This is a genomic window from Gammaproteobacteria bacterium (genome assembly GCA_009845905.1).
In the GTDB taxonomy this organism is placed as follows: Bacteria; Pseudomonadota; Gammaproteobacteria; order Steroidobacterales; family Foliamicaceae; genus Foliamicus.
In genome coordinates, this window is the sequence record VXYS01000013.1 from 96906 (window position 1) to 122755 (window position 25850).

Consider the following 25850-nt stretch of genomic DNA (forward strand, 5'->3'; position numbering starts at 1 on the left):
CTAGTCCGCCTTCTTCGGCGGCAGCGGGAAGAACATGCTGGTGCGCTTGATGTAGTCCGCGTAGCCGGGACGCGTGGAAGCCAGGTGCTTCTCGAGTATGGGGACGCCGGAGAACTTAAGCAGTGCCCAGGTCATCAGCGCCGGGCTGAAGAAGGTCCACGCGGCGGCGTCCACCTCCGCGGCCACCAGCCAGATGCCCCACCACAAGCAGGCGTTGCCGAAATAGTTCGGGTGGCGGGTGTAACGCCACAGCCCGGTGTCCAGGACCTTGCCGCGGTTCTCCGGATCGGCCCGGAAGCGCTTCAGTTGCGCATCCCCTATGGTTTCGAACAGCACGCCCACGATCCAGACCGCGACCCCCGCCAGCGCCACCCAGCCCAGCGTGACCGGCGCCGCGTACGACTGGCCGAGCTGGACGGGAAGCGAAACGAGCCAGAGGATCGCACCCTGGAGCAGGAACACGACATAGAGGCTGCGCAGGTTCCAGGAACGGCCCGCGGCCTCGGTCCTCTCGCGCATGGAGGCGTAGCGGTAATCCTCCCCGTGCCCGATGTTGCGCCGCCACAGATGCCAGCTGTAGCGCAGCGACCAGGCGGTAGTCAGCAGGGCAAGCAGCCAGGCCCGGGGCGAAATGCCGCCCGTGCGCCAGAGCGTCGCCAGCGCGATGACGGCAAAGCCCAGGCCCCAGAAGAGATCGACGATGCTGGTGTCGCGCAGCGGCAGGCTGATCAGCCACAGCGCCGCCATGATGCCCAGTATGAGCGCGAGGTTTCCGAACAGAATGCCGGTCACGGAGAAGTCCATGCGGTTATTCTATACAGCCGCCGCCGCGGCCCCGCGGCGGAAACAGTGTTGGTTCACGGGAGAATTTCATGAAATTGATTGGACGACTCTGCGCGTCGGTGCTCGCCGGTTTACTGCTGTCCGGTTTACTGCTGGTCGGTTTACTGCTGGCCGACATGGCCTACGCCTCCGCCAGTCTGGACACGGCCGAGGGGCGCTTGGCCGCCTACCGGAAAATGCAATGCTCGTTGATCGACGACAAGGAGTCGTTTTTCTGGTGGACCGGCACCGCTTACGGCCATGTGGCCGGGCAGCCGGACATCCGATTGTTCCGCGTGGAGGGCATCAACGTGCGCCGTTGCGCCAGCGTGCCCAACGACGAACGGGGCGACGGCTTTCGCCTGATCTCAAGGGAGATTCTCGTTTACCAGGACATCGAGACGGGTGAAATGCTGCACACCTGGGACAACCCCTACACCGGCGAGACGGTGGAAGTCCTGCACGTCGCCAACGACCCCGTCAATCAGCCGGCCCAGCATCCGCTTACTCGCAACGGTTCCGAGTACCCGTTGCCCCTGACGACGCAGGGGAACGACTGGTGGTGGTCCGCGGCGGTGCCGCTGTTCTACCCCAACCCGCTGGGGGGCGACTATCAGAAATACGTGGGCGGCACGTATCACGCCACGGAAATGTTCAACTTCAAGGGCAAGCTGGACGACCTGCTGGATGCCGACAGCGATTCGGCGACGCTGTTCGTGGGCTGGGTGCGGCTTGCGCAATGGCTGCCGTGGATGGAGATGGGCTCGCGCACCGGCAAGATGTACTTCCACGCCGGTGGCAAAAAGGTGGGCGATTACGAAAACGTTCCGGCCGATTTCCGGGCCGTTATCGAGGAGCACTTCCCGCTGTACCGGCATGCGCCGCCGATGGACGACAACCGGCCCAATGAAACGAGCTGGACCTACTTCAAGAAGGTGATGGAGGCGCGGGAAGATTAGGGCGTCAACACGCCCTGGAGGGCTCAGGCCGCCGGTTCGAGCCGCACGATGTCCGTGAGTTGGCCGCCGCGGTCGTCGGTGGCCAGGTAGATGAAGCCGTCCGGCCCCTGGCGGACGTCGCGCAGCCGGTAGACGTCCTTAAGCAGCGGTTCGCGGGCCACGACGCGGCCTTCGTCGTCCGTGCGGATGCGCGACAGCTGCCGATGCGTGCGGGCCAGCCCCCCGGCGAACAGATCGCCGCGCCAGCGCGGGAAGGCATCGCCTTCGTACACGATCAGGCCGGAAGCGCCGATGGACGGGGTCCAGTAGGTCGCGGGCTGCTCCATGCCTTCGCGCTCGCTGGAGGCATGAATGGGCGTTCCGGTGACATAGTTCACGCCGAAGCCGATCACCGGCCAGCCGTAATTCAGGCCCGGCAGGATCAGGTTGAGTTCGTCGCCGCCCTGAGGTCCATGCTCGGTTGACCAGAGTCGTCCGGTCGCCGGGTGATAGTGCAGACCCTGGGGATTGCGGTGACCATAGCTCCAGATCTCCGGCAATGCGCCGGCATGGCCCGCAAAGGGATTGTCATCGGGCACGGAGCCGTCTTCCCTGAGCCTCAAAATGGCGCCCGCGTGGCTGCCGAGCAACTGTGCGCCATGGCTTTCCAGGTTGTCCCGGGGCATTTCCATTCGATCGCCGACGGACATGAACAGGTGCCCGTTGGCGTCGAAGGCGATCTTTGCGCCGTAATGTCCCGGGGCGGCGCTCCAGGCGTAAGCCTCGAAGATTTCCTCGACTTCTTGGAGACGGTCTCCGTCCAGCCGGGCGCGAACTAATGCGGTGGTGTTGCGATCGTCTTCGGCCTTGGAGTAACTCAGATAGACGATGCGATTGGCCTCGAAGTCCGGATGCACCGCGACTTCCTGAAGCCCGCCCTGGCCCTGGACCAGGGCGTCGGGGACGCCGGCGAGCGGCTGCTCCAGCAGCCTGCCGTCGCGCACCAGGCGCAATTCGCCGGTGCGCTGGGTGAAGAGCATGTCGCCGTCCGGCAGAAAAGCGATGCTCCAGGGATGCTTCACGCCCTCCACCACCGTGACCACACGGAAGCGATGCTCTTCGGAGTCGTAAACCTCAGCCTGCGCCTGAGCGCACAGCGCAGCAACCGCTAGGAGTGCGAGTGCGGCGCGCGGCAGCATGCGGGAGCGACTCCGGTCAGGATTGGCCGGCGGTTTCGAGCGCGTTGGCCTCGACCCATTTCGCAAAGTCGGGATGGGCGGACAGGCCTTTTTCGTTGAAAGTGAATTCAAGGCCCTCGAAATCGACCGGGATCTTGTGCTGGATGCCGCGGGTGGAAAGCAGATAGCCCACCATGATCACGTCGAGCCCGGCGGCGCTGGCTTCCTCGATCCAGCCCCGCATGGTATCCACGTTCGCAGAGCGAATCTCGTCCGGGGCATCGTCCTGGAAGTTGTATCCCTTGACGTCTGCGAAACCGCCTTCGGCCTTCACGCTCTCGACGTGTTTCTCAAGCATCTCCAGTTCGATCGCATTGTCCGCCGGATCGCCGGGGCCGTGGCCGACGATCAGCAGGAATTCTTTCTCGGGGTTCTGGCTGATTTCCTTCGCGTGATCGAGCAACATCCCGGCGGCCATGGGATGCTCGGCCAACGGAGCGGCAAAAGTCAGGGCCACGTTGGAGGTCACCCTTGGCGCAGGCAGGTAGGCGGCCTCTTCGCGCTCGCCGACGTAATAGGCCCACTGCTCATAGACGGTTCCCATGGGCGAGAGCGCCGCGGGCACGACCACGATCTTCCGGGCCCCGGCAGCCTCCAGCTGATCGATCGCCGACTGGATGTGATTGCCGTTCATCATCGCCATCCCGTAGCCGATTGCAACGGGATGTTGCCTGGCAAGCCCGGTCAGCGAATTGGCGAAGTAGGTGTCGCCCGGCTCGAAAGCGCCATGTGTCAGAACGATGATGCCCAGATCGCCCCTCAGTTCCGTATCGCTGATATAGCGCTCGTGCGTGGGCGGCATTTGCATCATGTTGTCCATGATCTGCTCGTTGGTGTAATTACGGTAGGTGACGATCTTTGCCCGCAGCAGGTCGTACTCCTCCTGGGTCATGTCGTGATGTCCGGAATGGTCCATTCCTTCATGGTCCATTCCCTGGTGGTCCATCTCCTCGTGGTCCATCTCCTGCGTCTGGGCCACGCCGAAAACAAGCAGCGCGCCAAGGAGAACGGGAAGGATGCGCATGTTTCTGGGGTTCATGTCTAAACTCCTCTGAATAAAGCCTTAAGCCACGAACGGGCTCAAAAGCATATCACTCTTGCCCGGCGCCGCCTCAGTCCTGCATCCTGGCGATCAGCAGGTCCCCGAACTCGCTGCACTTGACCTTGGTTGCGCCTTCCATCAGCCGGTGGAAGTCGTAGGTGACGGTGCGGTCGGCGATCACCGCGTTCATCGCGGCGATGATCTTGTCGGCGGCCTCGTTCCAGCCGAGATGCCGCAGCATCATTTCCCCGGAAAGAATGAGCGAGCCCGGGTTGACCATGTCCTTGTCCGCGTACTTGGGCGCCGTGCCGTGGGTGGCTTCGAACACGGCGTGGCCGGTGTCGCCATTGATGTTGCCGCCCGGAGCGATGCCGATGCCGCCGACCTGAGCGGCGAGCGCATCGGACAGGTAGTCGCCGTTGAGGTTGGTCGTGGCGATCACGTCGAAGCTGTGGGCCCGGGTCAGCACCTGCTGAAGCGCGATGTCGGCGATCGCGTCCTTCACCAGGATCGCGCCGCCGTCAATGGCCTTCTTCTGCTCCGCGTTCGCCGCCTGTTCCCCGTGTTTCTCCTTGGTCCGGTCCCACTGCCTCCAGGTGTAGAAGCTGTCGCCGTAGCCGTTCTCGGCCAGGTCGTAGGCCCAGTTGCGGAACGCGCCCTCGGTGTACTTCATGATGTTGCCCTTGTGCACGAGGGTCACGCTGCTGCGCTTTTGCGCCAGCGCGTAGTCCAGCGCCGCGCGCATCAGGCGTTGCGAGCCTTCGCGCGAAACGGGCTTCAGGCCAACGCCGGAGGAATCGGGGAAACGCACCTTCGCGTACCGCTCGGGGAAATGTTCCCGCATCAGCGAGAGAAATCGCTGCGTGTCCTCTTCTCCTTCCTCGAATTCGGCGCCCGCGTAAATGTCCTCGGTGTTCTCGCGAAAGATCACCATGTCCACCGCGCCCGGGTCGCGCACCGGGGAGGGCACGCCCTCGAACCAGCGCACCGGCCTCAGGCAAACGTAGAGGTCGAGAATCTGGCGGATGGCCACGTTCAGCGACCGGATCCCGCCGCCCACCGGCGTTGTCAGCGGCCCCTTGATCGCGACCCGGTATTCGCGGAAGGCTTCGATGGTTTCGTCGGGGAGCCAGGAATCGAACTTTTCCCAGGCGGCCTCGCCCGCGTAGGTTTCCATCCACATGAGCTGCCGCTGCCCGCCGTAGGCGGCGGAAACCGCGGCGTCCAGCACCCGTTCCGTGGCCCGCCAGATATCGCGTCCGGTGCCGTCCCCGCGGATGAATGGAATGATGGGACGGTCCGGCACGTCGAGCCCCGCGCCGTTCATTGTGATCTTTTCGCCTTGTTCCGGGATTTGCATTCCGCTTTTCCTTCCTGCTGTGTCTGTTGCGCGGGCATTATCCGCACCACGCCCGGCAACGGCAACCATGGCCGGCGGTTTTTCGGCGGGCGCGGCCGGCCCCGGGATGTTCACGGGACCAATAGGCTGTACACTTCGCAGCCAATATTCGCAAGTTTCTTGGTGACCTATGCGGGCTGCTAGCCTGAAACACACCCGGGGGCGCGTGAGATCACGGGGAGGACGGACTCTCCGCCGCCCGGCCTTCCTTCCTTTTGCGTTCGCCGCTTCCTTTGCCTTCCTGATACCGCCGGCCTCCGGAGCGTTTGAAATCGGCGAGGCGGTGGCGGGCGGGGAGACCGCGCTGGGTTTTCGCTACCGGCTTGAGACCGTTTCGCAGGACGGGATCGACGAGGACGCGCTGGCGTCCACGGCCCGCGCCCGCCTGACCTGGAATTCGGCGAAGTCCGGTTCCCTTTCCTTTGGCGTCGAGACGGATTATTCGCTGATACTGGGCATCGAGGACTTCAATTCGACCACCAACGGCAAAACGGCATATCCGGTCGTCGCCGATCCGGACGGTTTCGACCTGAACCAGGCGTTTCTGAAGTTGGAGGAGAACGATTTCACCGTAACGGTGGGACGGCAGCGGATCAATCATGGCACGCAGCGCTTCATGGGCGGCGTGGCCTACCGCAACAATGAGCAGACCTACGATGGCGTGCGCATCCAGAGCGCCGCCGGGGCCCTCAACCTCGACTACGCCTACGTGCATAACATCAATCGAATCTTCGGGCCGGATGACGGCGCTCAGCCGGGTGACTGGTACGGCAATTCGCATGCCTTGCGCGCGTCGATGGAGACCGCGCCGGGACACACGCTGGCGGGATATGCCTATCTGTGGGACCTGGAAAACGACAATGGCCCCGCCAACGCCAACAGCACGTACGGGCTGGAGTACGTCGGGGCGTTCGATCCGCTGACGATTACCGCCGCGGTCTCCAACCAGAGCGACTACGGCGACAATCCGGTGTCGTACGACGCCATGCACTACCTGATACAGGGCGATATCCGGCTGGAGGGCGTGAGCATCACGGTGGCCCATGAGGTGGTCGGGAGCGACGATGGCGCCGCGCAGTTCCGTTTTCCGGCCGCCACGCTGCACAAGTTTCAGGGATGGACGGACAAGTTTCTGATTGCACCGGTTACGGGTGTGCGTGACACCTGGTTCAGCGTGACCGGCAAGGTGGGCGGCGCCACGGTCACGGGTGTTTTTCACGACTTTAGGGCGGATTCCGGCGGCGCCGACTACGGACAGGAACTGGGCCTTTCGATTACCTATCCCGTGCGGGACAACCTGTCGCTCCTGTTCAAGATCTCCAGCTATTCGGCGGATGAATTCGCCACGGACACGACCAAGGCGTGGTTGATGTTCGACTGGCGTTGGTAGCCGGGAGTCTTCTCCTGCTTCCTCGCCCTTCGTTCGCCCCACTCCCCGTTGGAGACGCCATCCTGGCTCGATTCTCGCTGTCTGCGCTTACTCGCCCTTCGTTCGTCCCCCTCCTCGTTGGAGACGCCATCCATGGCTCGATTCTCGCTTTCCTGCTCCAACGCTCCTACGAGGAGGGGGACGAACGAACGGCTTTGGCTGGCGCGCCTTTAGTCGCCGCTGCCTGACGGCACGCGGATGCGGCGTACCAGGGCCTGGACGGGCGCCGGGGGCGCCGGGGTCAGCGCGCTGACTGCAAGGGTAACGGCCAGGTTGATCGCCGCGCCGATGGCGCCGATGCCCTCGGGTGAAATTCCGAACAGCCAGTTCCCGGGCACGTTCGCGGCAAACGGCTCCACGAATACGCCCTTGAACCAGATGATGTAGCCCATCGTGAAAATCAGGCCCGACAGCATGCCGGCAATCGCTCCCTGCTTGTTGACGCGCATCGAGAGAATGCCCAGCAGGATGGCGGGGAAAAGCGATGCGGCAGCCAGGCCGAAGGCCAGCGCGACCACCTCGGCCACGAATCCGGGCGGGTTGAAGCCCAGGTAGCCGGCCAGCAGCACGGCAACGCCGGCGCTGATCCGGCCCGCGCGTAGTTCGGCGCGGTCGGAGATGTTGCGTGCGAACACGCTCTTGATCAGGTCGTGCGATACCGCGGCCGATATGACCAGCAGCAGGCCCGCGGCCGTGGACAGCGCTGCGGCGATGCCGCCGGCCGCAACCAGCGCGATCACCCAGTTCGGCAGGCCGGCGATTTCGGGGTTGGCCAGCACGATGATGTCCCGGTCCACCGTCAGCTCGTTGCCCCGCCAGCCCTGCGCCTCGGCGCGTTCGGCGAACTCCGGGTTGGCGTCGTTGTAATACTGGATGCGTCCGTCGCCGTTCAGGTCCTTGAAGCGCAGCAGCCTCGTGTCCTCCCAGGTCCGGAACCAGCCGGGTCGGTCCTCGTAGCGCAGGTTCGCGGTTTCCTCGAATACCGGACCGGTCTGGATCGTGGTCGTGAGGTTGAGACGGGCCAGCGCGCCCACCGCCGGGGCGGTGGTGTAGAGGATCGCGATGAACAGCAGGGCGTAGCCGGCCGAGACCCGGGCGTGACGCACCTTGGGCACGGTGAAGAAGCGCACCAGCACGTGCGGCAGCCCCGCCGTGCCGATCATCAGCGCCAGCGTGATGAAGAATATGTCCACGGTACTCTTCGAGCCGCCGGTGAAGGCCGTAAAGCCGAGATCGGTCACGATCCGGTCCAGGTTGGCCAGCAGGCGTCCGCCCCCGTCGAGCACCTCGCCGCCGAACGCGACCTGCGGAACCGCCACCCCCGTCACCTGCAGCGAAATGAACACGGCCGGCACCGTGTAGGCGAAGATCAGCACGCAGTACTGCGCGACCTGGGTGTAAGTGATGCCTTTCATCCCGCCAAGCACCGCGTACAGGAACACGACGCCCATGCCCACCGCCAGCCCGACGCTGATGTCCACGTTCAGAAAGCGCGAGAACACGATGCCCACACCGCGCATCTGCCCGGCCACGTAGGTAAAGGAGATCACGATCAGGCAGATCACGGCCACCACGCGGGCGGCGTCGGAGTAATAGCGCTCTCCGATGAATTCCGGCACCGTGAACTTGCCGAAGCGGCGCAGGTAGGGCGCCAGCAGCAATGCCAGCAGCACGTAACCGCCGGTCCAGCCCATCAGGTAAACGGAGCTGTCGTAACCCAGAAACGCAATCAGACCGGCCATTGAAATGAACGAAGCCGCCGACATCCAGTCGGCCGCCGTGGCCATGCCGTTGGCCACCGGGTGCACGTGCTTGCCGGCCACGTAGAAGTCGCCGGTGGTGCGCGCCTTCGACCAGAAAGCGATGCCGATATACAGCGCGAAGGACAGCCCGACGACGATGTAGGTGAGCGTCTGGAGTTCCATCAGTCTTCGCTCACCCGGTGCTTCTTGTCGATGCGCCCCATCAGGATCACATAGACGAAGATCAGCACGAGGAAGCCGTACATGCTGCCCTGCTGCGCGAACCAGAAACCGAGCTGGAATCCGCCCAGCGTGAACCGGTTGAGTACGTCCACCAGCAGTACGCCGCAGCCGAACGATATGGCGAACCAGACCGCCAGCAGGATCGCGATCAACCGGATGTTCTCGCCCCAGTAGGACAGCTTCCTCATTCCTTCGCCCCGTCTACGCAGGCCCGCTAGTGTACCGGTGCCTCAAGCACCATCCGCGAGCGGCAATAGCTCCCGGTAGATGGCGGTATGGAGGGGCGTGGGAACGCCGGTTTGCTCGCCCATGCGGTGGATGGCGCCGGACAGCCACTCGATCTCCAGCGGGCGGCCGCGCTCGAGATCGGTCAGCAGAGATGCCTTGCCGCCGTGAGCAAAGACGTTTCTCAGCGTGGCGCGGGTCTGCGCCTCGATGTTGTGGGGCAGGGGGACCTCAAGCGCGCGCGCCACGGCCAGCGCCTCCTGCTGGGCGATCTCCAGAAGCCACGGCATCGCCGGATTGTCTGCCATCGCGTCGAAACCGCTGCGCATCGCCACGTTGATCGAGCTTGAACAGGCGACCATCAGGAATTTGAGCCACAGCATGGTTTTCATGTTGCGGTGAATTTCGGCCGCAATGCCCGTCGGCGCCAGCGCGTCCTCCAGGCTGCGCAGCCGTTCGCTCACTCCGCCCGAGGGTTCCGCGAGATTGATGTCGAGCGTTTCGCCTTCGCGCAGGATGACGCCGGGTTCCAGCAGCTTGGCGACCACCTGCACGGTCCCGCCCAACACCCTGTCCGGGGGCAAAAGCGCCGCGGCGGTTTCCTGCGCGTCCAGTCCGTTTTGCAGCGTGACGACGCTCTCGCATGAAGCGAGCCATTTCGCGTGGGTTTCGATTGCATCGATCAGGTCGTAGCGCTTCACGCAAAGCAGGACCGCCTCGGCGGGAGCCTGCCCATCGGGATTCGAGGTCACATTGATCCTCTCGGCGCGAAAGGGCGAACGCTCGTGTTTCACGGTCAGTCCGCGTTCGGCAAGGGCGCGGGCGTTCTCGCCGCGCGCGACAAACAGGACGTCGTGGCCGGCCCGCAAAAGGGCCGCTCCGAGGCTGCCGCCGACGCCGCCCACTCCGATGATTGCAAGGCGCATGCGGGCTATACTGCCCGTTTTTGCGCAGATTCAAAACTCCCTGATCCCCAATGAAAAAGGGCCAAGCGAACGGATCACTCTCCAGCTTGCCGCCGGATTGGGCGGCCCGAGCCAAAAAGGAGCTCAAGGGCGCCGACGCCGCGGGCCTGATCTGGGACACGCCGGAAGGGATCCCGGTCAAGCCGCTGTACACGATCAAGGACCTTGAGGGCCTTGGCCACATCCGCAGCCTGCCCGGCGCGCCGCCGTACGTGCGCGGGCCGCGCGCCACGATGTATGCCGGCCGGCCCTGGACCGTTCGCCAGTACGCGGGATTTTCCACCGCCGAGGAGTCCAACGCGTTCTACCGGCGCAATATCGCCGCCGGTCAGACGGGCCTGAGCGTCGCCTTCGACCTGCCCACGCACCGCGGCTACGACTCGGACCATCCGCGCGCCCTGGGCGATGTGGGCAAGGCCGGGGTGGCCATCGATACCGTCGAGGACATGAAGCGCCTGTTCGACGGCATTTCGCTCAAGGAGATGTCGGTGTCCATGACCATGAACGGGGCGGTGCTGCCGGTCATGGCCATGTACATCGTGGCGGCGGAAGAGCAGGGGGCCCGTCTCGAGGACCTTTCGGGCACCATGCAGAACGACATTCTCAAGGAGTTCATGGTCCGCAATACCTACATCTATCCGCCGGACCCCTCCATGCGGATCGTGGGCGACATCATCGCGTTCAGCGCCCGCAACATGCCGCGTTTCAATCCCATATCGATTTCCGGGTACCACATGCTGGAAGCGGGCGCCACGGCGGTTCAGGAACTGGGCTATACGCTGGCCGACGGCCTCGAGTACGTCCGCGCGGCCATGAGCGCCGGACTCGACGTGGACGACTTCGCTCCACGGCTGAGCTTCTTCTTCGGCATCGGCATGAACTTCTTCATGGAGGCGGCCAAATTGCGGGCCGCGCGGCTGTTGTGGGCGGAGCTGATGCAGGAGCGGTTCGCCCCGGGCAATCCCCGCTCGCTAATGCTGCGTACGCACTGTCAGACCTCCGGCGTAAGCCTTACCAGCCAGGATCCGTACAACAACGTGATTCGCACGACGGTCGAGGCGCTGGCAGCGGTACTGGGCGGCACGCAGTCGCTGCACACCAACAGCTTCGACGAGGCCCTCGCGTTGCCGAGCGATCATTCCGCGCACATCGCGCGCAACACGCAACTCGTGCTGCGCGAGGAAACCGGCGTGACCCGCGTTGCGGACCCGCTGGGAGGTTCGTACTATGTGGAGAGTCTTACCGCCTCCCTGGCGGCGGGGGCCCGCGAACTGATCCGCGAAGTGGAGAACCTGGGCGGCATGACGCGCGCGATCGAGGCCGGGGTTCCCAAGCTGCGCATCGAGGAGGCGGCCGCGCGCCGCCAGGCCCGGATGGAGCGCGGCGAGGACGTGGTGGTGGGGGTGAACCGGTACCGGGTTGCCGACGAAGCCGAGGTTGAACTGCTTGATATCGATAATCGCAAGGTGCGGGAAAGCCAGTTGCGACGGATCGCCGAGGTCCGGTCGCAGCGCGACGAGCAGGCCTGCCGGACTGCGCTTGCCGCGTTGCGGGAGGCGGCTTCGCGCGACGGGACCGATCTCATTGCTCCCGCTCTGGAAGCGACCCGCCGCCGGGCCACCGTCGGGGAGATCTCGCTTGCGATGGAAGAGGTGTTCGGCCGGCACCGGGCCGTCGCGCAAACCGTGAGCGGCGTGTATTCGCAGGCCTACGAAGGCGATGAGGAATTCGCCGCCCTGCAGCAGCGCGTGCGCGAGTTCGGGAAACGGGAAGGACGCAGGCCCCGGATCCTCGTGGCCAAGCTCGGCCAGGACGGGCACGATCGCGGCGCCCGGGTCGTCGCCTCGGCACTGGCCGACCTGGGTTTCGACGTGGACATCGGGCCGCTGTTTCAGACCCCCGAAGAGGTCGCGCGGCAAGCGGTCGAGAACGACGTGCACCTGGTGGGCATTTCGTCGCAGGCGGCGGGGCACCGGGAGCTGGCGCCGCGCATGATCGAGGCGCTGCGCGCCGAGGGCGCGGAGGATGTGCGGGTGGTGATCGGCGGAATCATTCCCAGGCAGGACCGCAAGCTGCTGGAGGATGCGGGGGTGGCGTTGATATTCGAGCCCGGCGCCAACATTACGGCCGCCGCAACGGACATGCTGGCGCTGCTGGAAGGAGAGGGAGAGTGAGCGAGCGTGCCCGTATGCTCGAGCGGCTGGAGGAGATGCGCGCGGCCTCGCGCGCCGGCGGCGGCGAGGCGCGCGTCAAGCGGCAGCACGAACGCGGTAAGCTGACGGCGCGCGAACGCCTGGAGGTGCTGCTCGACGCCGACAGCTTCGAGGAGTGGGACGCCTTCGTCGAGCACCGCAGCACCGATTTCGGCATGGACAAGCAACGCATCCCCGGCGACGGGGTGATATCCGGGCACGGGCGCATCAACGGCCGCCTCGTGTTCGTGTTCAGTCAGGATTTCACCGTCTTCGGCGGCTCGCTGTCGGAGACCAATGCCCGCAAGATCTGCAAGGTGATGGAGCAGGCCATCAAGGTGGGGGCGCCCATCATCGGCCTGAACGACTCCGGCGGCGCACGGATCCAGGAGGGGGTGGCCTCGCTGGGCGGCTATGCCGACGTTTTCCAGCGCAACGTGCTGGCTTCGGGCGTGGTCCCTCAGGTCTCGCTGGTGATGGGACCCTGCGCCGGCGGCGCCGTATATTCGCCGGCCATCACCGATTTCATCTTCATGGTGCGCGGCACTTCGTACATGTTCGTGACCGGGCCGGACGTGGTGAAGACGGTCACCGCCGAGGAAATAACCGCCGAGGAGCTGGGCGGGGCGGACACGCACAATTCCCGCTCCGGCGTTGCCGACCGGGCCTTCGACGACGACGTGGAGACGCTGCGCATGGCGCGCCTGCTGATGGGTTACCTGCCGTCCAGCAACCGCGAGCGCGCCCCGTCAAGACCGACCGACGACCCCGAAGACCGGGCCGAGCCTTCGCTCAACAGCCTTGTGCCCACCGATCCGGCCAAGCCGTACGACATCAAGGAACTGATCTACAAGGTGGCCGACGAGAGCGAGTTCTTCGAAATGCAGCCCGATTTCGCGCGCAACATCGTGACCGGCTTCGTGCGCATCGCCGGAGAAACGGTGGGCGTGGTGGCCAATCAGCCGGCGGTCCTGGCCGGCTGCCTGGACATCGAAGCTTCCGTCAAGGGCGCGCGATTCGTTCGCTTCTGCGACGCTTTTTCGATTCCGCTGCTGACGCTGGTGGACGTGCCGGGCTTCATGCCGGGATCGCAGCAGGAATACGGCGGCATCATCCGCCACGGCGCCAAGCTGCTTTACGCCTACGCCGAAGCCACCGTGCCCAAGGTCACCGTGATCACGCGCAAGGCATACGGCGGCGCCTACGACGTGATGTCATCCAAGCACCTGCGCGGCGACGTCAATTTCGCCTGGCCCAGCGCCGAGATCGCCGTGATGGGGCCGCAGGGCGCGGTGGAGATCATCTTCCGCCAGGATATCGGCGACGCGGAGAAGATCGCCGCCCGCACCGAGGAATACCGGCGCAAATTCGCCCACCCGTACGTCGCAGCGGGACACGGCTATATCGACGACGTGATCGAGCCTAGCGTGACCCGTGCGCACCTGTGCCGCTCCTTCGCCATGCTGCGCAACAAGCGCATCAGGGACCCCTGGCGCAAACACGGCAACATCCCGCTTTGAAGAAGCTGCTGATCGCCAACCGCGGTGAGATCGCCTGCCGCATCATGCGGGGCGCGCAGGCACTCGGCATACGCAGCGTCGCCGTCTATTCCGATGCCGATTCCGAGGCCCTGCACACGCGCACGGCCGACGAGGCCGTCTGCATAGGGGGCCTGACCGCGGCCGAGAGCTATCTCGACGTGGAAAAGATCATTGCGGCCTGCAAGGAGTCGGGCGCCGACGCACTGCACCCCGGCTACGGATTCCTGTCTGAGAATTCCGGTTTCGCCGCGGCGGTGGAGGAAGCCGGCATCACCTTCGTCGGACCTCCGGCGGAAGCGATCCGGCTGATGGGCGACAAGCTGGAAGCCAAGCGCATTGCCGCCGAAGCGGGCGTTCCCGTGATTCCCGGCCGAGCCGAGGCCATGGAAAGCGCCGATGCCGCTGCCGAAGCGGCCGCAGACATCGGCTACCCGATATTGCTGAAGGCCCAGGCCGGCGGCGGCGGGCGCGGCATGCGGATCGCGCGCGACGAAGCCGAGTGCCGCGCGGGCTACGAGCAGGCCGTGCGGGAAGCCGAGGCGGCATTCGCCGACGGGCGCGTTTTCGTCGAGAAATACCTGGAGCGCCCGCGCCACATCGAAGTCCAGATTCTGGCCGACGGCCACGGTTCGGTCGTGCATCTGGGAGAGCGCGAGTGCTCGATTCAGCGCCGCTACCAGAAAGTCATCGAGGAGGCGCCATCGCCCTTCGTGACGCCGGAAATGCGCGCCGAGATGGGCCAGGCCGCCGTTTCGCTGGCGAAGGCGATCGGCTACCGCTCCGCCGGAACCGTCGAATTTGTCGTTGATGCGTCGGGCAGCTTTCACCTGCTGGAAATGAACACCCGGCTGCAGGTGGAGCATCCGATCACCGAGTGGATCGCCGGCATCGACCTGGTTCAGTGGATGCTGCGGATTGCCGCCGGGGAAGAGCTGGATTTCACCCAGGACGATGTCGAACTCAACGGCTGGTCCATGGAAGCCCGGATTTGCGCCGAAGATCCCGAGCGGGACTTTTTGCCCGCCGCCGGCCGGCTGATTCGCTGGCTGCCTCCTTCGACCGGCCTGGCGTTGCGGCTGGATGCCGGTGTGGAAGAGGGCGACGAGGCTTCGGTCTACTACGATTCGCTGGTCGCGAAGCTGGTGGTCTACGGCCGCGACCGGGACCAGGCGGCCGCACGGCTGGCCGCCGCGCTCGATAATTTCGCCGTGGAAGGACCGGCTACGAATGTTCTTTTCCTGGCTTCCCTGGCTCGCCATCCCCGGTTCGCGGCGGGCGATCTGACCACGGCCTTCATCGCCGAGGAATATCCCGAAGGCTTCCGGCCAGGCGCCGATGGTCCGGCTGCGCTGGCGCAACTGCTGGGCGCCGTGACGGTCCTGGCCCAGGATCGCGCCGCGCGCCTGATGCCCGGGGAGTGGACGCCGGCCGTGCTCCTTTCCGATGGCGAGGAGATGCCGCTAAAAAGGAAGTGGGAGAACGGGTGTGCAAGCGTCCGGTTCGGACGACGGGTGTATCGGCTGGAGAGCGGCTGGCGCCCGTTCGAGCCCATTGTCCGGTGCACTGTCCGCGTGCCCAGGGGCTCCGGATTGACGGGAGGCGAATTGTTTTTCGTCATCCAGCGCGAGGGACTGCGCGTCACGGTCTCGCATGCGGGCGCCAAGCGTGATTTCGTGTACCTGCCGCCGCGTTCGGCCCGGCTGAAGGGCCGCATGGCGGCCCGGCCGGCGCACCTGGGCGTCACCGTTCTGAACGCGCCGATGCCCGGCGTGCTTACCCAGCTGCGCGTGGAGGAGGGCGAGGAAGTGAAGACCGGCCAGGAAATCGGGGTCATCGAAGCGATGAAGATGGAAAACAGCCTGCGCTCTCCCCGCGACGGCCGCATCCGGCAAATCGCCGTAAGTCCCGGCGATAACCTGGAGTCCAACCAGCTTATCCTGCGCTACGAATGAGCGGACGGATCGAAACTCTGGCGGACGGCGTGCTGGCCGGCGATCGCCGCAGCCTGGCGCGGGCGTTGACCCTGGTGGAGTCGGAGCGGGACGTTGACCGCAGTGCGGCGCGCGAGCTTGTCGAGCGGCTGCAGGCAGGGTCCAGTCCAGCCAGGCGAATCGGAATCACGGGCCCGCCCGGGGTCGGCAAGTCCACGCTGATCGAGCAACTCGGCCTGCGCCTAGTGGAGGCCGGCAAGCGCGTGTGCGTACTGGCCATCGATCCCACCTCGGCGCGCACCGGCGGCTCGATCCTGGGAGACAAGACGCGGATGGCCGAACTGGCGCGCAAGGCCGGCGTGTTCATACGGCCCTCGCCCACAGGCGACGGCAGCGGCGCCCTCGGCGGCCGAACGCGCGAAGCCCTTGCCGTGCTGGGCAGTGGCCCCTTCGACTACGTGGTGCTCGAAACGGCCGGTTCGGGACAGGCCGACACGGATGTCGCCGATATGGTGGACGTGCTCGTGCTGGTGCTGGCGCCCGGCGGGGGCGACGAGTTGCAGGGCATGAAGCGCGGGGTCCGGGAGCTGTCCGACCTGATCGTCGTCAACAAGGCTGACGGCGAAACGCGTCAACTGGCCCGCTCAACGGCGTCCGACTACGCGCGTTCCGTCCCCGCGGCGGGGCGCGACGCGGTGGTCAGTTGCTCGGCGCTGGAGGGGACCGGCCTGGACGAACTCGCTGAACGGATCGCCGATCTGGCCGACTCGGCGCCGGACAGGCAGGCGGCGGAGCAGGCAACGGATCGCGATGCGTCGGGCGCGATCGGCCGGCTGAACCACGTGGCGCTGGCCACGGCCGACGTGGAACAGGCCGCCGCGTTTTATCGCGATGTGCTGGGCGCCGAGGTTTCGGAACCGAAGCCGCTGCCCGAGCACGGCGTCACGACCGTCTTTGTCCGGTTGCCCAACACCGCGCTGGAGCTGCTGGAACCGCTGGGCGAGGACTCGCCGATCGGCGGATTTCTCAAGCGCGCGACGTCGGGCGGGATGCACCATATCTGCTGCGAGGTCGATGACATCCTGGCGGCGCGCGACCGGGTGCGCGAGCAGGGCGTGCGCATACTGGGGGACGGCGAACCCAGCATCGGCGCGCATGGCCTGCCGGTGCTGTTCCTGCATCCCAAGGACTGTTTCGGCGTGCTGATCGAGCTCGAGGAACGTGCTAGTGTTGAGTCCGTTTAAGCCCGCGCTGGCGAGGAGGTTCTGATGCCCCTGGTATTTGTCCTGTTGGCGACGCTGCTGCTGGCGTCATCCGTTTTTCTTGGCGCCTACGGAACGCACGGTCTTTACGAGGCGGGGGCGGCCATGACGGAAGTGCGCGCCTGGGACTGGGCGAACCAGATTCATGTGGCGCACTCCCTTGGATTGCTGGCCGTGGGGCTGATGCTGCGCCGCAGACCGGACATCTTTTTCTACAAGGTGGCCGGATGGCTGTTGATCGCGGGCATCGCGGTGTTTTCGGGCACGATCTACATGAAACTGCTGGGCGGTCCCGACTTCGCGCCGCTCACTCCCTATGGCGGGATGGCGCTCGCAGTCGCCTGGATCAGCGCCGCCGCCGGCGCCTGGCGCGACCTCCGCTAGCCCGGTTTCAGCGCGTGTGCGTCGTCGGCGTTGATGACGGCGCTGATTTCGGCTTCGTGGCCGGCGCCGCGGCAGTATTTTCTGAGGATGCCCTGCAGGTTCGGCCGCTTCTCCGCGGGCGTTTCGCCCCGCCCGATGCCGCCGCCCAGTTCCAGGAATGACCTCACGCCGTTCTCCACCGCCCACTGCATGCAACCGACCCAGTTCACCGGGTTGATGAGCTGAAAGAAGAGCCGGGTCCGGACGGCGTCCGGCGCCGGATCGTGCGGCCGGGCCGTGTAATTGGACAGCACCGGGCAACGGGGAGGGCGGAATTCCGTGCGCTTGAGCACGTCGCGGAACTCCCGCGCCGCCGTCACCATGAGATAGGTGTGGAATGCGCCCTCCGTGGCCAGGGGCGTACCCCGCTTGCGCGGATAGTTTTCCGCCAGGTCGGTGGCCAGTTGCTCCAGGTCGGCGTGGGTGCCGCCCACGACCGTCTGGGTCGGCAGGTTCAGGCCGGCCACCTGGCAGCAGTGCCTGTCGGCGAGCTGCCGCGCTTCTTCGGCATCCATCGCGAGCGCCAGCATGCCGCCTTCGCCGTACTCGCCCATCAGCCGGCCGCGCTCGCCGACCAGGCGTAGCGCATCGTCGAATGCCAGCGCCCCGGCGGCAACCAGCGCGCTGTACTCGCCCAGGCTGTGTCCGGCCGCGGCCAGCGGGGTCAATTCGCCGCCCGACTGCGCTTCCGTTACCCGCAGGCAGGCGATCGAATGGGTCAGCAGCGCGGGTTGCGTATAGCGGGTCAGCCCGATTTGTCCTTCGGGGTCGCTGAAGCTGAGCTCGCGCATGTCGTAGCCGAGCGCCTCGCCGGCCTCGTCGTAAATCCTGCGGGCCGCGTCGAAGGTCTCGTAGAGATCGTTCCCCATGCCGGCGTACTGCGCGCCCTGGCCGGGGAATACCAGCATTCCCGTGTTCATGAGTGAAGTCTCAGGCTGCCTTTGCTTGCAGGCGGGAAGCTTCCTCGCCGATGATCCTCAGCCCTTCGAATACCATGTCGGCGTTCCCGCATACGTTGATCCTTATGCATTCGCGCGAGTGGGCCCAAGCCTTTCGCAGCCCGGGAAAGAATTCGCTTCCGGAAAGGATCATGACGCCGCGCGCCTTGAGCCGGCGGTACAGGACCCGGTTGTCGTTAAGGCCGGGAAACCACAGCCAGAGAAACATCGAGCCTTCGGGTTTATGGATGTGATAGTCGCATGCGGTGAGGGTCTCGTGGCAAAAGCCCACAGCCTCGGTTACCTTGCGCTGGTAGAAGGGCCGGATCATCTCTCGCGCAATCCGCAGCAATTCACGGTTCTCCAGCAAGGGCGCCACAAGCGCCGCTCCAGCGGCGCCCACCGCGAGTTGAGTCAGCGCATTGACTCGGCCCAGGATCTCGGTTACTTCCTCGTTGGCCACCACGATGCCTGTGCGCAGGGCCGGCAGTCCGATCTTCGACAGGCTCATGGTCAGAATGGTGTTTTCATTCCATTGCGGCGAGGCATTCACGTAAATCATGCCCGGGAACGGCAGGCCGTAGGCGTTGTCCACGATCAGGGGTACGTTGCGCGCTTTCGCCACCTCGTCCAGCCTCGCCAGTTCGCTCTCGCGGATCACGTTGCCGGTGGGATTGGTGGGACGCGATACGACAATCGCACCCATGTCCTCAATATCCTCAAGGCCATCCATGCGCAGGCCGTACTTGAACAGCCGGTCGGGAAGCTTGTGAATGACCGATCGCCTGGATGCCACATCTGACTTGTCTGCGAGCAGCCCCTTGTAGCCGATGTACTCCGGACACAACGGAATGATGATGCGGCGGCGCTTGCCGCCGGGGCCGACTCCGCCAAACAGTTGGAACAGGAAATAGAAGCCCAGCTGGCTGCCCGGTGTGAGCGCTACGTTCGCTGCGGTGAGCGGCCAGCCGTATTCCTCACGCAGAAGGTCCGCCAGGGCTTCACGGAAATGGTGATCGCCGAGGGGTTCCGAGTAGATGGAGGCCATCTGGTCGAAACGCTTGGAATCCGCGGCGATCTTTGCCAGTTCGGCGCGGAACAATTCGGCCACTTCGGGAATAATCGCAGGATTGCCGCCGCCCAGGCGATATACAGTGTCGATCCCGGGCGGGTTACATACCATGTCTTCCATCAACTCCTTCGCGCCGCTGTGGGCGTTGAAGGTCCTGACAAAATTGGAGTACTGCATCAAATTGCCCTGGCCGGTGTGCTCGCGTGCGGATTATGGACTAGAAAGTTTACTGATCTACTATCGGATATGGGTCTATTCAGGCTGAATTCCAGCATAGCACAGCGGCGTGTTTGCGCGCTCGCGCTGGTGTTTCGCCGCCCGCGCGAGCGCCACGGCAAACGCCGCCTGGCGGCATCCCTGGACGAGCGGTCCGTCGTGGAGCTCTGCCGGCTGATGCTGGACTGCGCGCTGGAGGACCTTCGGGTCTGGCGCGGACCGGTCGTGCTGGTCCCGGAAGACCGCGACGATCTTGACTGGGCGCGCTCGTTGCCGACAAGTCGTTCGGACGGCCGGACGCCGGTCACGGTGCTTGCGCAGGGCGCCGGCAATCTGGGCAGGCGGCTGGAAAGGCTGGACCGGGCGCTCGACGCGAAGCAATTAAAACGCCGGATCTATATCGGCAGCGATGCGCCGGCGCTGAAGCCGCGGCACTACCGGCGCGTGATCGCAGGCCTTGGCAGCTACGACACGGTGCTGGCGACCGCCCGCGACGGCGGCGTAACGATGATGGCCACGCGGCGAGGCTGGCCTTCCCTGGCGGGGCTTCCCTGGGGCACGCCGGGCCTGGCCCATGCATTGAGCGCCGCCTGCCGCAAGACCGGCCGTCCGGCGCTTGAGATTCCCGGCGGATTCGACGTGGATCGCCGTTCGGACCTGGCGCCGCTGGCGCGGGCGCTGCGCGGCGATGTGAGGCCGTCGCGGCGCGAGTTGCATCGCTGGCTCGTGCTGAACCGGCTCGCCTGATGGACGTTTCCGTCGTCATCCCCGTATACCGCGACCGGCAGGCGCTGGAGCGCATGCTCGAGGCACTCGCGAGGCTCGATCCGCGGCCGTCGGAGATCATCATCGTGGATGGCGGGAGCGAACCGGAGATCGAGGCGCTGTGCGCCGAAGCAGGCTGTCGCTATCTCGCGTCCCGCGCATGCCGGGGCAATCAGATGGATCGCGGCGCGCGCGCGGCGTCAAATGAACTGTTGTGGTTTCTGCATGCCGACAACGCGCCGCGGCCGGACTCCATTGCCGTTATTCGCGCACACATGGGCACGGGGACCGTAGGCGGCTGGTTCCGATTCGTTTTCGAACGCGAGCGTTGCTGGCAGGCGCGGTTGTTGGCCTTTCTGATCAACCTGCGTGCGCGAGTCGGAACGCCGTACGGCGATCAGGGACTCTTCATGCACCGCGATGCGTATCGTCAAGCCGGGGGCTTTCCCCCTCGCGCGCTGTTCGAAGAACCACCGCTCGTGAAGCGCCTGCGGAAATCGGGGCGGTTCGCGCCCGTGCCGGCTGCCCTGGGCGTGTCGGCCCGGCGGTGGAAGCGTGATGGGTGGTTCAGGCGCAGCCTCAGGAATCGGCTGCTGGCCCTGGCGTATATCCTGCGCCGTTCCCCCGATGAGTTGGCGCGGGGCTATTTTCGGCGCGGTTAACGCGGATTCAGGATCCCGGCTCGCAAACCCCGCCCAGCATCTGCGCGTCCCGCCATTCGGCGGGCCATTCGGAGGGCGCCGGTGGCCCGGTCAGTTCCGGATTCGGCACGCCGGACATCGACGGCAAGGGATCGGGCGACCGGCTGGCCATGCGGTAAGCCGGCGCGTCCGGCGTTACCCATGCGCCGTCGGTGGACGCGATCGCTCGTTCCGGATCTACTGGCACACGCTTTGATTGCGGGGGCGTCGAGGCAGACGGGCCGGATTTGGCGGCGCCCGCCAGTTCACCGCCGGCCTTTGCGGCCAGTTTCGCTCCCCGGACTTCAGGCCTGTTGCGTATGGAATCCACAGCCAGGTCCTTGGCGCCGTCCACCGCCGCGTCCGCAAGCCTGCCGGCGATCTTGCCGCCGAGCCCCGAACCTTGCGATTGCGTCCCACCTGGCTGGGGGCTTCCGGTCGCGGGAGTCACCCATGATCCCGCCTGGGGCGCCGTGTTCGCGCTCAGACTGTTCGTGTCCGCGCTCAGACTGTTTGCTGCACCGCCGGGCGTATTGCGCCCCGCGGCGATACGTGAATTCATACTCCCGGGCTGGCCGGGCGCGGAACCGGCCACGGTCTCCGCATCCTCGTCCCCGGCGAAGCGCAGGTCCACATCCGACTCGCCCCCGCCTTCATTGCTTGCCGGTGCCGCTTCCGGAGAAACAGGCGGCACGGATTCATCGAGAACGATGAGGAAATGCTGCGCGACAGGCGGCAATTCCACTTGTTCGTTCTCCAGCAGGGTCCGGCCGTCCAGCCCGATGGCATCGTTGTAGAACTCGACATTGGAGTCCTTTTCGGTCCTGAGAACGCCGCCCTCCAGTGAAACGCCCGCGAACAGGCCCTTGGAGCGGGCCATCATGACGATCCGGTTTTCCAGCTTGTTGTCCGTGCCCGCAGTCGCGCTGCCGCCCAACTCTCCCGCCGCGTAGCCGGCGTCGGCGCCGATCGTGAACTGCCCGCCGGAAATCGCCTCTACGGCCTTGGGGTCCTTGAACACGATCAGCAGTTGCGACATCGAGACGCCGAATTGCAGGCCGAAGCTGCCGCTGGTGATGCGAACGAAGGCCGGCCTGCTCCAGCCACCCGACTCGAGCCGCGTGGACAGCACGCCCCGGCCATGTTTCACGCCGCCGAAAAGACCTACCTTCACGAATTCCGGAAAGATCGCGACGGCATGGGCGTTTTCGAGGACTCCGGGGGCTTCTTCTTCGAGGGGCCCGCGGATTTCCTGCAGGATCGATGCGGAGTGCATCATCCTGTCATTGAGAGTCTCTTCGGCGACCAGTGGCGCCGCGAGCAGAAAGAGAGTAATTCCAACAACTGCTTTGCGCATTATCGTTGCCCTAATGGTGGCGTTGTTGGTTCAGCAAATATACATTATTTCATGGGCTTGTCAATGATTTTTACATCACTATTCAAGCAATTTAATGGTCGGGGTGACTGGATTTGAACCAGCGACTCCTGCCACCCGAAGACAGTGCTCTACCAGGCTGAGCTACACCCCGACCGTAGGGTTGAGTACCCGGATGCTAGTAACTGCGCTCCGCCGCGAACCGCGCCAGCGATTTCAACACTTCGCGAAAGCGGTTTTCGGGCAGGGCGGACAGGGCATCCGCGGCGCGCTGCGAAGCTTCACGTGCGCGCCCGGCGGCGTATTTTAGCGCCCCCGTGGATTCGATCGCTTCCATGACGCCGGAAAGGTTGCCCAGACCCCCGGTACGCAGGGCATCGCGCAGCACGCTCTGCTGTGCGGGAGACCCGACCCGCATGGCATGAAGCATGGGCAGGGTCGTCTTTCCCTCCTTCAGGTCGGTGCCGACGTTCTTGCCGAACGCTTCCTCGCCGCCGGAGTAATCCAGCACGTCGTCGGTGATCTGGTAGGCCATCCCGAGCTCGAGCCCGTAGCGGGCGGCCGCGTCTTCGACATCCCTGTCGCTGTGCGCCAGGATGGCGCCGATCCGCGCACAGGCCTCGAACAGGGAGGCGGTCTTGCGCCGAATGACCTCGAGGTACTGCTCTTCGGTCACGGCCAACTCGTTCAGATTCATCAGTTGCATGACTTCGCCTTCGGCGATCTGGTTGGTGGTGGACGCGAGGACCTCCACGGCCCGGCGCTGCTCGAGCAGTTCGACGATCAACTGAAACGCGCGCGAGTAGAGGAAATCGCCCACCAGGACGCTGGCCGCGGGCCCGTGCAGCACGTTGGCCGCCGACTTGCCGCGGCGCATTTCCGCCTCGTCCACGACGTCGTCGTGCAGCAGCGTGGCCGAATGGATGTATTCAACGATGACGCCGGCACGTACCTGGGGGCCGCCCGGAGCGCAGCCCAGCGCGCGCGCCACAAGCATCAGCAACAGGGGGCGTATGCGCTTGCCGCCCGAGTTCAGGAGGTATTGCGCTACCCGCCCGACCAGCGGAACGTCGCTGCGCAAGTGGCTGTAGATGAGTCGGTTGAGGAGGTTGAAGTCCTTCCCCACCAACCGCAAGGCCTGCCGGAATACGTCCGAATTGGACACCGCGCCAATGATATCAATTTGCCGCCGCCAAGCGGTCGCCAACGGCTAGAATTCAGGCTCATTTCCTCTGGATTACCTGCAATGCGTAGATCAGGCCTTTTCCTTGCGTTCGCCTTTCTTGCCGCAAGTTGCTCTCCGCCGGGGAGCGACGGACTCGAATACCCGTCCGCGGCGCGCTCCGAACAGCAGGACGACTATTTCGGCGTTCAGGTTTCCGACCCCTATCGCTGGATGGAGGAGATGGACGCTCCCGATACCGCGGCCTGGATCGCGGCCCAGAACCAACTGGTCGAGCCCTACCTGGCGTCGATTGAATTGAGAGAGCGGCTCAAGGACAGGCTGACCGAGGTCTGGAACTATCCGCGCCGCTCCGCGCCCTGGCGCGAAGGACCCTGGTATTTCGAGTTCCGCAACGACGGCCTTCAGAACCACAGCGTGCTTTACGTGCGCGACGGCCTTGACGGCGAAGCGCGGATACTGCTCGATCCCAACTCCTGGAGCGAGGACGGGACGGTCAGCCTGGCGGGCAACTCCGTAAGTCCCAGCGGCCGCTACATCGCCTATGCGAAGTCCGACGGCGGTTCCGACTGGCGCGACTGGCACGTTAGCGAAGTCGCAACCGGCGAGGACTTGCCTGATCACCTGACCTACACCAAGTTCAGCGGCGTTTCCTGGACTCCGGACGAGCGCGGCTTCTACTACAGCCGTTACCCGGCGGACGAGCAGGGCGCCGGCGACGACAAGAAGGCCGTGTCGGTGTACTTTCACGAACTCGGGACAGACCAGGCCAACGACCGGGTCGTGCTTCAAATGCCGCCGGACGAAGGCCGCAACGCCTACGCGGCCGTCACCGAGGACGGCGCCTACCTGATCGTCATATTGCAGGAGGGCTATCTGAGCAACGCGGTCCACTACCGGCGCATGGACGAACCGGATTCGGCGATACGGCCGTTGCTGGACGAATGGGACGCCATATACAGCTACGTCGCGAACGAGGGCGATACCTTCTTCTTCTCGACCAACCGGGACGCGCCGCGCCGCAAGGTAATTTCACTGGACATCGACAGCCCGCAGGAGTGGACCGAAGTCATTCCCGAGAGCGAGAACACCTTGCTGAATATCAGCGCGGTGGGCGGGCGGCTGATCGCCTCCTATTTGCAGGACGTCAAGCCGCTGGTGCTCGTGCGTGAGGTCGACGGCAGCCTGGTCGAGCAGATCGAACTGCCCGGCATCGGTTCGGTGAGCGGCTTCGGCGGCAAATGGGACGATCCCGAAACGTTCTACAACTTCTCCGGCTTTACCGATCCCGGCGCCATTTACCGCTACGACGTGGGCACGGGCGAGAGCACACTGCACCACCGTACCGTAACGTCGATCGACGGCACGCAGTTCGTGACCCGCCAGGTCTTCTACGACAGCAAGGACGGCACCCGGGTCCCGATGTTCCTCGTGCACCGCAGGGACCTGGAAAGGACCGGCGATCACCCCACGCTGCTGTACGGCTACGGCGGCTTCAACATATCGCTGAGGCCCGTTTACAGCAGCTCCCGCCTGGTGTGGCTGGAGCTCGGCGGCATGCTCGCGATCCCCAACCTGCGCGGCGGCGGCGAATACGGACGCGAGTGGCACCTGGCGGGTACCCGCGAGCGCAAGCAGAACGTGTTCGACGATTTCATCGCGGCGGCGCAGTGGCTGATCGACGAGGGCTACACGATGCCGTCGCGGCTCGTCATACAGGGCAGCAGCAACGGCGGCCTGCTGGTGGGCGCCGTGATGACCCAGCGCCCGGACCTGTTCGGCGCGGCGCTGCCGGACGTGGGCGTGCTCGACATGCTTCGCTACCACACGCCCAGCGCCAACGCGCGCGCCTGGTCGGACGATTACGGTCTGTCGGAGAACGAAGCGGATTTTCGCGCCCAGTATGCCTATTCGCCGGTGCACCGCGTTGACGAGGGCATCTGCTATCCGCCAACTCTGGTCACGACCGCAGATCATGACGACCGGGTCGTGCCCTGGCACAGCTACAAGTTCGCCGCGGCGCTGCAGCATGCCCAGGGCTGCGCCAGGCCGGTGCTGATCCGCATCGAGACGCGCGCGGGACACGGCGCCGGCACGCCCACCTGGATGCGGATCGAGGACGTAGCCAACCAGTTCGCGTTCGCCGCCGACGCGGTCGGGCTGGACGGCAGATAGATTGTCCAGCCGGGGGCTTGAGCGGATATAATCGCGCCCCGGCCAGTCAGGTTC

Annotated in this window: 20 protein-coding genes, 1 tRNA gene and 1 pseudogene; 10 read left to right on the forward strand and 12 right to left on the reverse strand. The window is 65.2% G+C overall.

From position 1 onward, the window contains the following. Positions 1-804 carry a DUF1295 domain-containing protein gene (locus F4036_12115; GenBank protein ID MYK38486.1) on the reverse strand — a complete coding sequence of 268 codons (804 nt, stop codon included), beginning with the start codon at positions 802-804 and terminating at the stop codon, positions 1-3. A 68-nt stretch (positions 805-872) separates the two neighbouring features. Between F4036_12115 and F4036_12120 the strand changes: the two genes are divergently transcribed. Beyond that, complete coding sequence (locus F4036_12120; protein ID MYK38487.1) at positions 873-1781, forward strand: DUF1838 domain-containing protein; 909 nt, start codon at positions 873-875, stop codon at positions 1779-1781. A gap of 23 nt (positions 1782-1804) precedes the next feature. On the opposite strand, the gene F4036_12125 is transcribed toward F4036_12120, so the two are convergent. From F4036_12125 to F4036_12135, 3 genes are all read right to left on the reverse strand, one after another. Next, positions 1805-2959: a PQQ-dependent sugar dehydrogenase gene (locus tag F4036_12125; protein MYK38488.1), complete on the reverse strand. Its 1155-nt coding sequence runs from the start codon at positions 2957-2959 to the stop codon at positions 1805-1807. A gap of 16 nt (positions 2960-2975) precedes the next feature. Further along, entirely contained in the window at positions 2976-4037 is a 1062-nt protein-coding gene (locus tag F4036_12130; protein ID MYK38489.1) for a hypothetical protein, read from the reverse strand. Positions 4038-4110: 73 nt separating this feature from the next. Further along, positions 4111-5400 carry an NADP-dependent isocitrate dehydrogenase gene (locus tag F4036_12135; protein MYK38490.1) on the reverse strand — a complete coding sequence of 430 codons (1290 nt, stop codon included), beginning with the start codon at positions 5398-5400 and terminating at the stop codon, positions 4111-4113. 169 nt (positions 5401-5569) lie between these two features. Between F4036_12135 and F4036_12140 the strand changes: the two genes are divergently transcribed. Next, positions 5570-6829 carry a hypothetical protein gene (locus tag F4036_12140; GenBank protein ID MYK38491.1) on the forward strand — a complete coding sequence of 420 codons (1260 nt, stop codon included), beginning with the start codon at positions 5570-5572 and terminating at the stop codon, positions 6827-6829. A gap of 209 nt (positions 6830-7038) precedes the next feature. Here the strand turns inward: F4036_12140 and F4036_12145 are convergent, their stop codons facing one another. Genes F4036_12145 through F4036_12155 form a run of 3 tightly spaced genes read right to left on the reverse strand, consistent with a single transcriptional unit; the run spans position 7039 to position 10004 of the window. Continuing rightward, positions 7039-8793 (reverse strand): cation acetate symporter, encoded by a 1755-nt coding sequence (locus tag F4036_12145; protein MYK38492.1) that lies wholly within the window; start codon positions 8791-8793, stop codon positions 7039-7041. Beyond that, on the reverse strand, positions 8793-9041 hold the full coding sequence (locus F4036_12150) for a DUF4212 domain-containing protein (GenBank protein MYK38493.1): 249 nt from the start codon (positions 9039-9041) through the stop codon (positions 8793-8795). Before F4036_12150 ends, F4036_12145 begins: the two co-directional genes overlap by 1 nt. Before the next feature lie 42 nt (positions 9042-9083). Then, positions 9084-10004 carry a 2-dehydropantoate 2-reductase gene (locus tag F4036_12155; GenBank protein MYK38494.1) on the reverse strand — a complete coding sequence of 307 codons (921 nt, stop codon included), beginning with the start codon at positions 10002-10004 and terminating at the stop codon, positions 9084-9086. A 50-nt stretch (positions 10005-10054) separates the two neighbouring features. Here F4036_12155 and scpA point away from each other — a divergent pair, with 50 nt between their 5' ends. From scpA to F4036_12180, 5 genes and pseudogenes are all read left to right on the forward strand, one after another. Continuing rightward, positions 10055-12217, forward strand: a complete 2163-nt coding sequence (scpA, locus tag F4036_12160; GenBank protein ID MYK38495.1) for a methylmalonyl-CoA mutase — start codon at positions 10055-10057, stop codon at positions 12215-12217. 14 nt (positions 12218-12231) lie between these two features. Beyond that, the gene (locus F4036_12165) at positions 12232-13755 is read left to right on the forward strand and encodes an acyl-CoA carboxylase subunit beta (protein ID MYK38496.1); all 1524 of its coding nucleotides are present in this window, start codon (positions 12232-12234) and stop codon (positions 13753-13755) included. Then, positions 13755-15728 (forward strand): annotated as a pseudogene (locus F4036_12170) (acetyl/propionyl/methylcrotonyl-CoA carboxylase subunit alpha). The gene F4036_12165 and the pseudogene F4036_12170 overlap by 1 nt, the downstream one beginning before the upstream one ends. Beyond that, complete coding sequence (gene meaB / locus F4036_12175; protein MYK38497.1) at positions 15725-16951, forward strand: methylmalonyl Co-A mutase-associated GTPase MeaB; 1227 nt, start codon at positions 15725-15727, stop codon at positions 16949-16951. Before F4036_12170 ends, meaB begins: the two are co-directional and overlap by 4 nt. A gap of 24 nt (positions 16952-16975) precedes the next feature. Further along, positions 16976-17353 (forward strand): DUF423 domain-containing protein, encoded by a 378-nt coding sequence (locus F4036_12180; protein ID MYK38498.1) that lies wholly within the window; start codon positions 16976-16978, stop codon positions 17351-17353. Here F4036_12180 and F4036_12185 read toward each other — a convergent pair. Further along, on the reverse strand, positions 17350-18312 hold the full coding sequence (locus F4036_12185) for an ACP S-malonyltransferase (protein MYK38499.1): 963 nt from the start codon (positions 18310-18312) through the stop codon (positions 17350-17352). The genes F4036_12180 and F4036_12185 overlap by 4 nt on opposite strands. Before the next feature lie 10 nt (positions 18313-18322). Beyond that, positions 18323-19579, reverse strand: a complete 1257-nt coding sequence (locus tag F4036_12190; protein MYK38500.1) for a valine--pyruvate transaminase — start codon at positions 19577-19579, stop codon at positions 18323-18325. 69 nt (positions 19580-19648) lie between these two features. Here F4036_12190 and F4036_12195 point away from each other — a divergent pair, with 69 nt between their 5' ends. Together F4036_12195 and F4036_12200 are read left to right on the forward strand one after the other, a co-directional pair. Further along, positions 19649-20365 carry a DUF2064 domain-containing protein gene (locus F4036_12195; GenBank protein ID MYK38501.1) on the forward strand — a complete coding sequence of 239 codons (717 nt, stop codon included), beginning with the start codon at positions 19649-19651 and terminating at the stop codon, positions 20363-20365. Further along, positions 20365-21045 carry a glycosyltransferase gene (locus tag F4036_12200; protein ID MYK38502.1) on the forward strand — a complete coding sequence of 227 codons (681 nt, stop codon included), beginning with the start codon at positions 20365-20367 and terminating at the stop codon, positions 21043-21045. The genes F4036_12195 and F4036_12200 overlap by 1 nt, the downstream gene beginning before the upstream one ends. Before the next feature lie 7 nt (positions 21046-21052). On the opposite strand, the gene F4036_12205 is transcribed toward F4036_12200, so the two are convergent. From F4036_12205 to F4036_12215, 3 genes are all read right to left on the reverse strand, one after another. Next, positions 21053-22420, reverse strand: coding sequence for a hypothetical protein (locus F4036_12205; GenBank protein MYK38503.1), 1368 nt, complete (start codon positions 22418-22420; stop codon positions 21053-21055). A 95-nt stretch (positions 22421-22515) separates the two neighbouring features. Further along, positions 22516-22592: transfer RNA gene (locus tag F4036_12210), tRNA-Pro, on the reverse strand. A 24-nt stretch (positions 22593-22616) separates the two neighbouring features. Next, a complete protein-coding gene (locus F4036_12215; GenBank protein ID MYK38504.1) occupies positions 22617-23573 on the reverse strand; it encodes an octaprenyl diphosphate synthase in 957 nt (318 codons plus the stop codon). A gap of 111 nt (positions 23574-23684) precedes the next feature. Here F4036_12215 and F4036_12220 point away from each other — a divergent pair, with 111 nt between their 5' ends. Continuing rightward, positions 23685-25796 (forward strand): S9 family peptidase, encoded by a 2112-nt coding sequence (locus tag F4036_12220; GenBank protein ID MYK38505.1) that lies wholly within the window; start codon positions 23685-23687, stop codon positions 25794-25796. Positions 25797-25850 lie beyond the last annotated feature (54 nt).

Excerpts from the sequence above, each read along its gene's own strand:
- F4036_12120 (MYK38487.1), top strand. The coding sequence starts at position 873 with ATGAAATTGATTGGACGACTCTGCGCGTCGGTGCTCGCCGGTTTACTG.
- F4036_12145 (MYK38492.1), bottom strand. The coding sequence starts at position 8,793 with ATGGAACTCCAGACGCTCACCTACATCGTCGTCGGGCTGTCCTTCGCG.
- F4036_12135 (MYK38490.1), bottom strand. The coding sequence starts at position 5,400 with ATGCAAATCCCGGAACAAGGCGAAAAGATCACAATGAACGGCGCGGGG.
- F4036_12155 (MYK38494.1), bottom strand. The coding sequence starts at position 10,004 with ATGCGCCTTGCAATCATCGGAGTGGGCGGCGTCGGCGGCAGCCTCGGA.
- F4036_12140 (MYK38491.1), top strand. The coding sequence starts at position 5,570 with ATGCGGGCTGCTAGCCTGAAACACACCCGGGGGCGCGTGAGATCACGG.
- F4036_12165 (MYK38496.1), top strand. The coding sequence starts at position 12,232 with ATGCTCGAGCGGCTGGAGGAGATGCGCGCGGCCTCGCGCGCCGGCGGC.
- F4036_12220 (MYK38505.1), top strand. The coding sequence starts at position 23,685 with ATGCGTAGATCAGGCCTTTTCCTTGCGTTCGCCTTTCTTGCCGCAAGT.
- F4036_12150 (MYK38493.1), bottom strand. The coding sequence starts at position 9,041 with ATGAGGAAGCTGTCCTACTGGGGCGAGAACATCCGGTTGATCGCGATC.
- F4036_12190 (MYK38500.1), bottom strand. The coding sequence starts at position 19,579 with ATGCAGTACTCCAATTTTGTCAGGACCTTCAACGCCCACAGCGGCGCG.
- scpA (MYK38495.1), top strand. The coding sequence starts at position 10,055 with ATGAAAAAGGGCCAAGCGAACGGATCACTCTCCAGCTTGCCGCCGGAT.
- F4036_12130 (MYK38489.1), bottom strand. The coding sequence starts at position 4,037 with ATGAACCCCAGAAACATGCGCATCCTTCCCGTTCTCCTTGGCGCGCTG.
- F4036_12195 (MYK38501.1), top strand. The coding sequence starts at position 19,649 with ATGGGTCTATTCAGGCTGAATTCCAGCATAGCACAGCGGCGTGTTTGC.
- F4036_12115 (MYK38486.1), bottom strand. The coding sequence starts at position 804 with ATGGACTTCTCCGTGACCGGCATTCTGTTCGGAAACCTCGCGCTCATA.
- meaB (MYK38497.1), top strand. The coding sequence starts at position 15,725 with ATGAGCGGACGGATCGAAACTCTGGCGGACGGCGTGCTGGCCGGCGAT.
- F4036_12125 (MYK38488.1), bottom strand. The coding sequence starts at position 2,959 with ATGCTGCCGCGCGCCGCACTCGCACTCCTAGCGGTTGCTGCGCTGTGC.
- F4036_12200 (MYK38502.1), top strand. The coding sequence starts at position 20,365 with ATGGACGTTTCCGTCGTCATCCCCGTATACCGCGACCGGCAGGCGCTG.
- F4036_12185 (MYK38499.1), bottom strand. The coding sequence starts at position 18,312 with ATGAACACGGGAATGCTGGTATTCCCCGGCCAGGGCGCGCAGTACGCC.
- F4036_12180 (MYK38498.1), top strand. The coding sequence starts at position 16,976 with ATGCCCCTGGTATTTGTCCTGTTGGCGACGCTGCTGCTGGCGTCATCC.
- F4036_12205 (MYK38503.1), bottom strand. The coding sequence starts at position 22,420 with ATGCGCAAAGCAGTTGTTGGAATTACTCTCTTTCTGCTCGCGGCGCCA.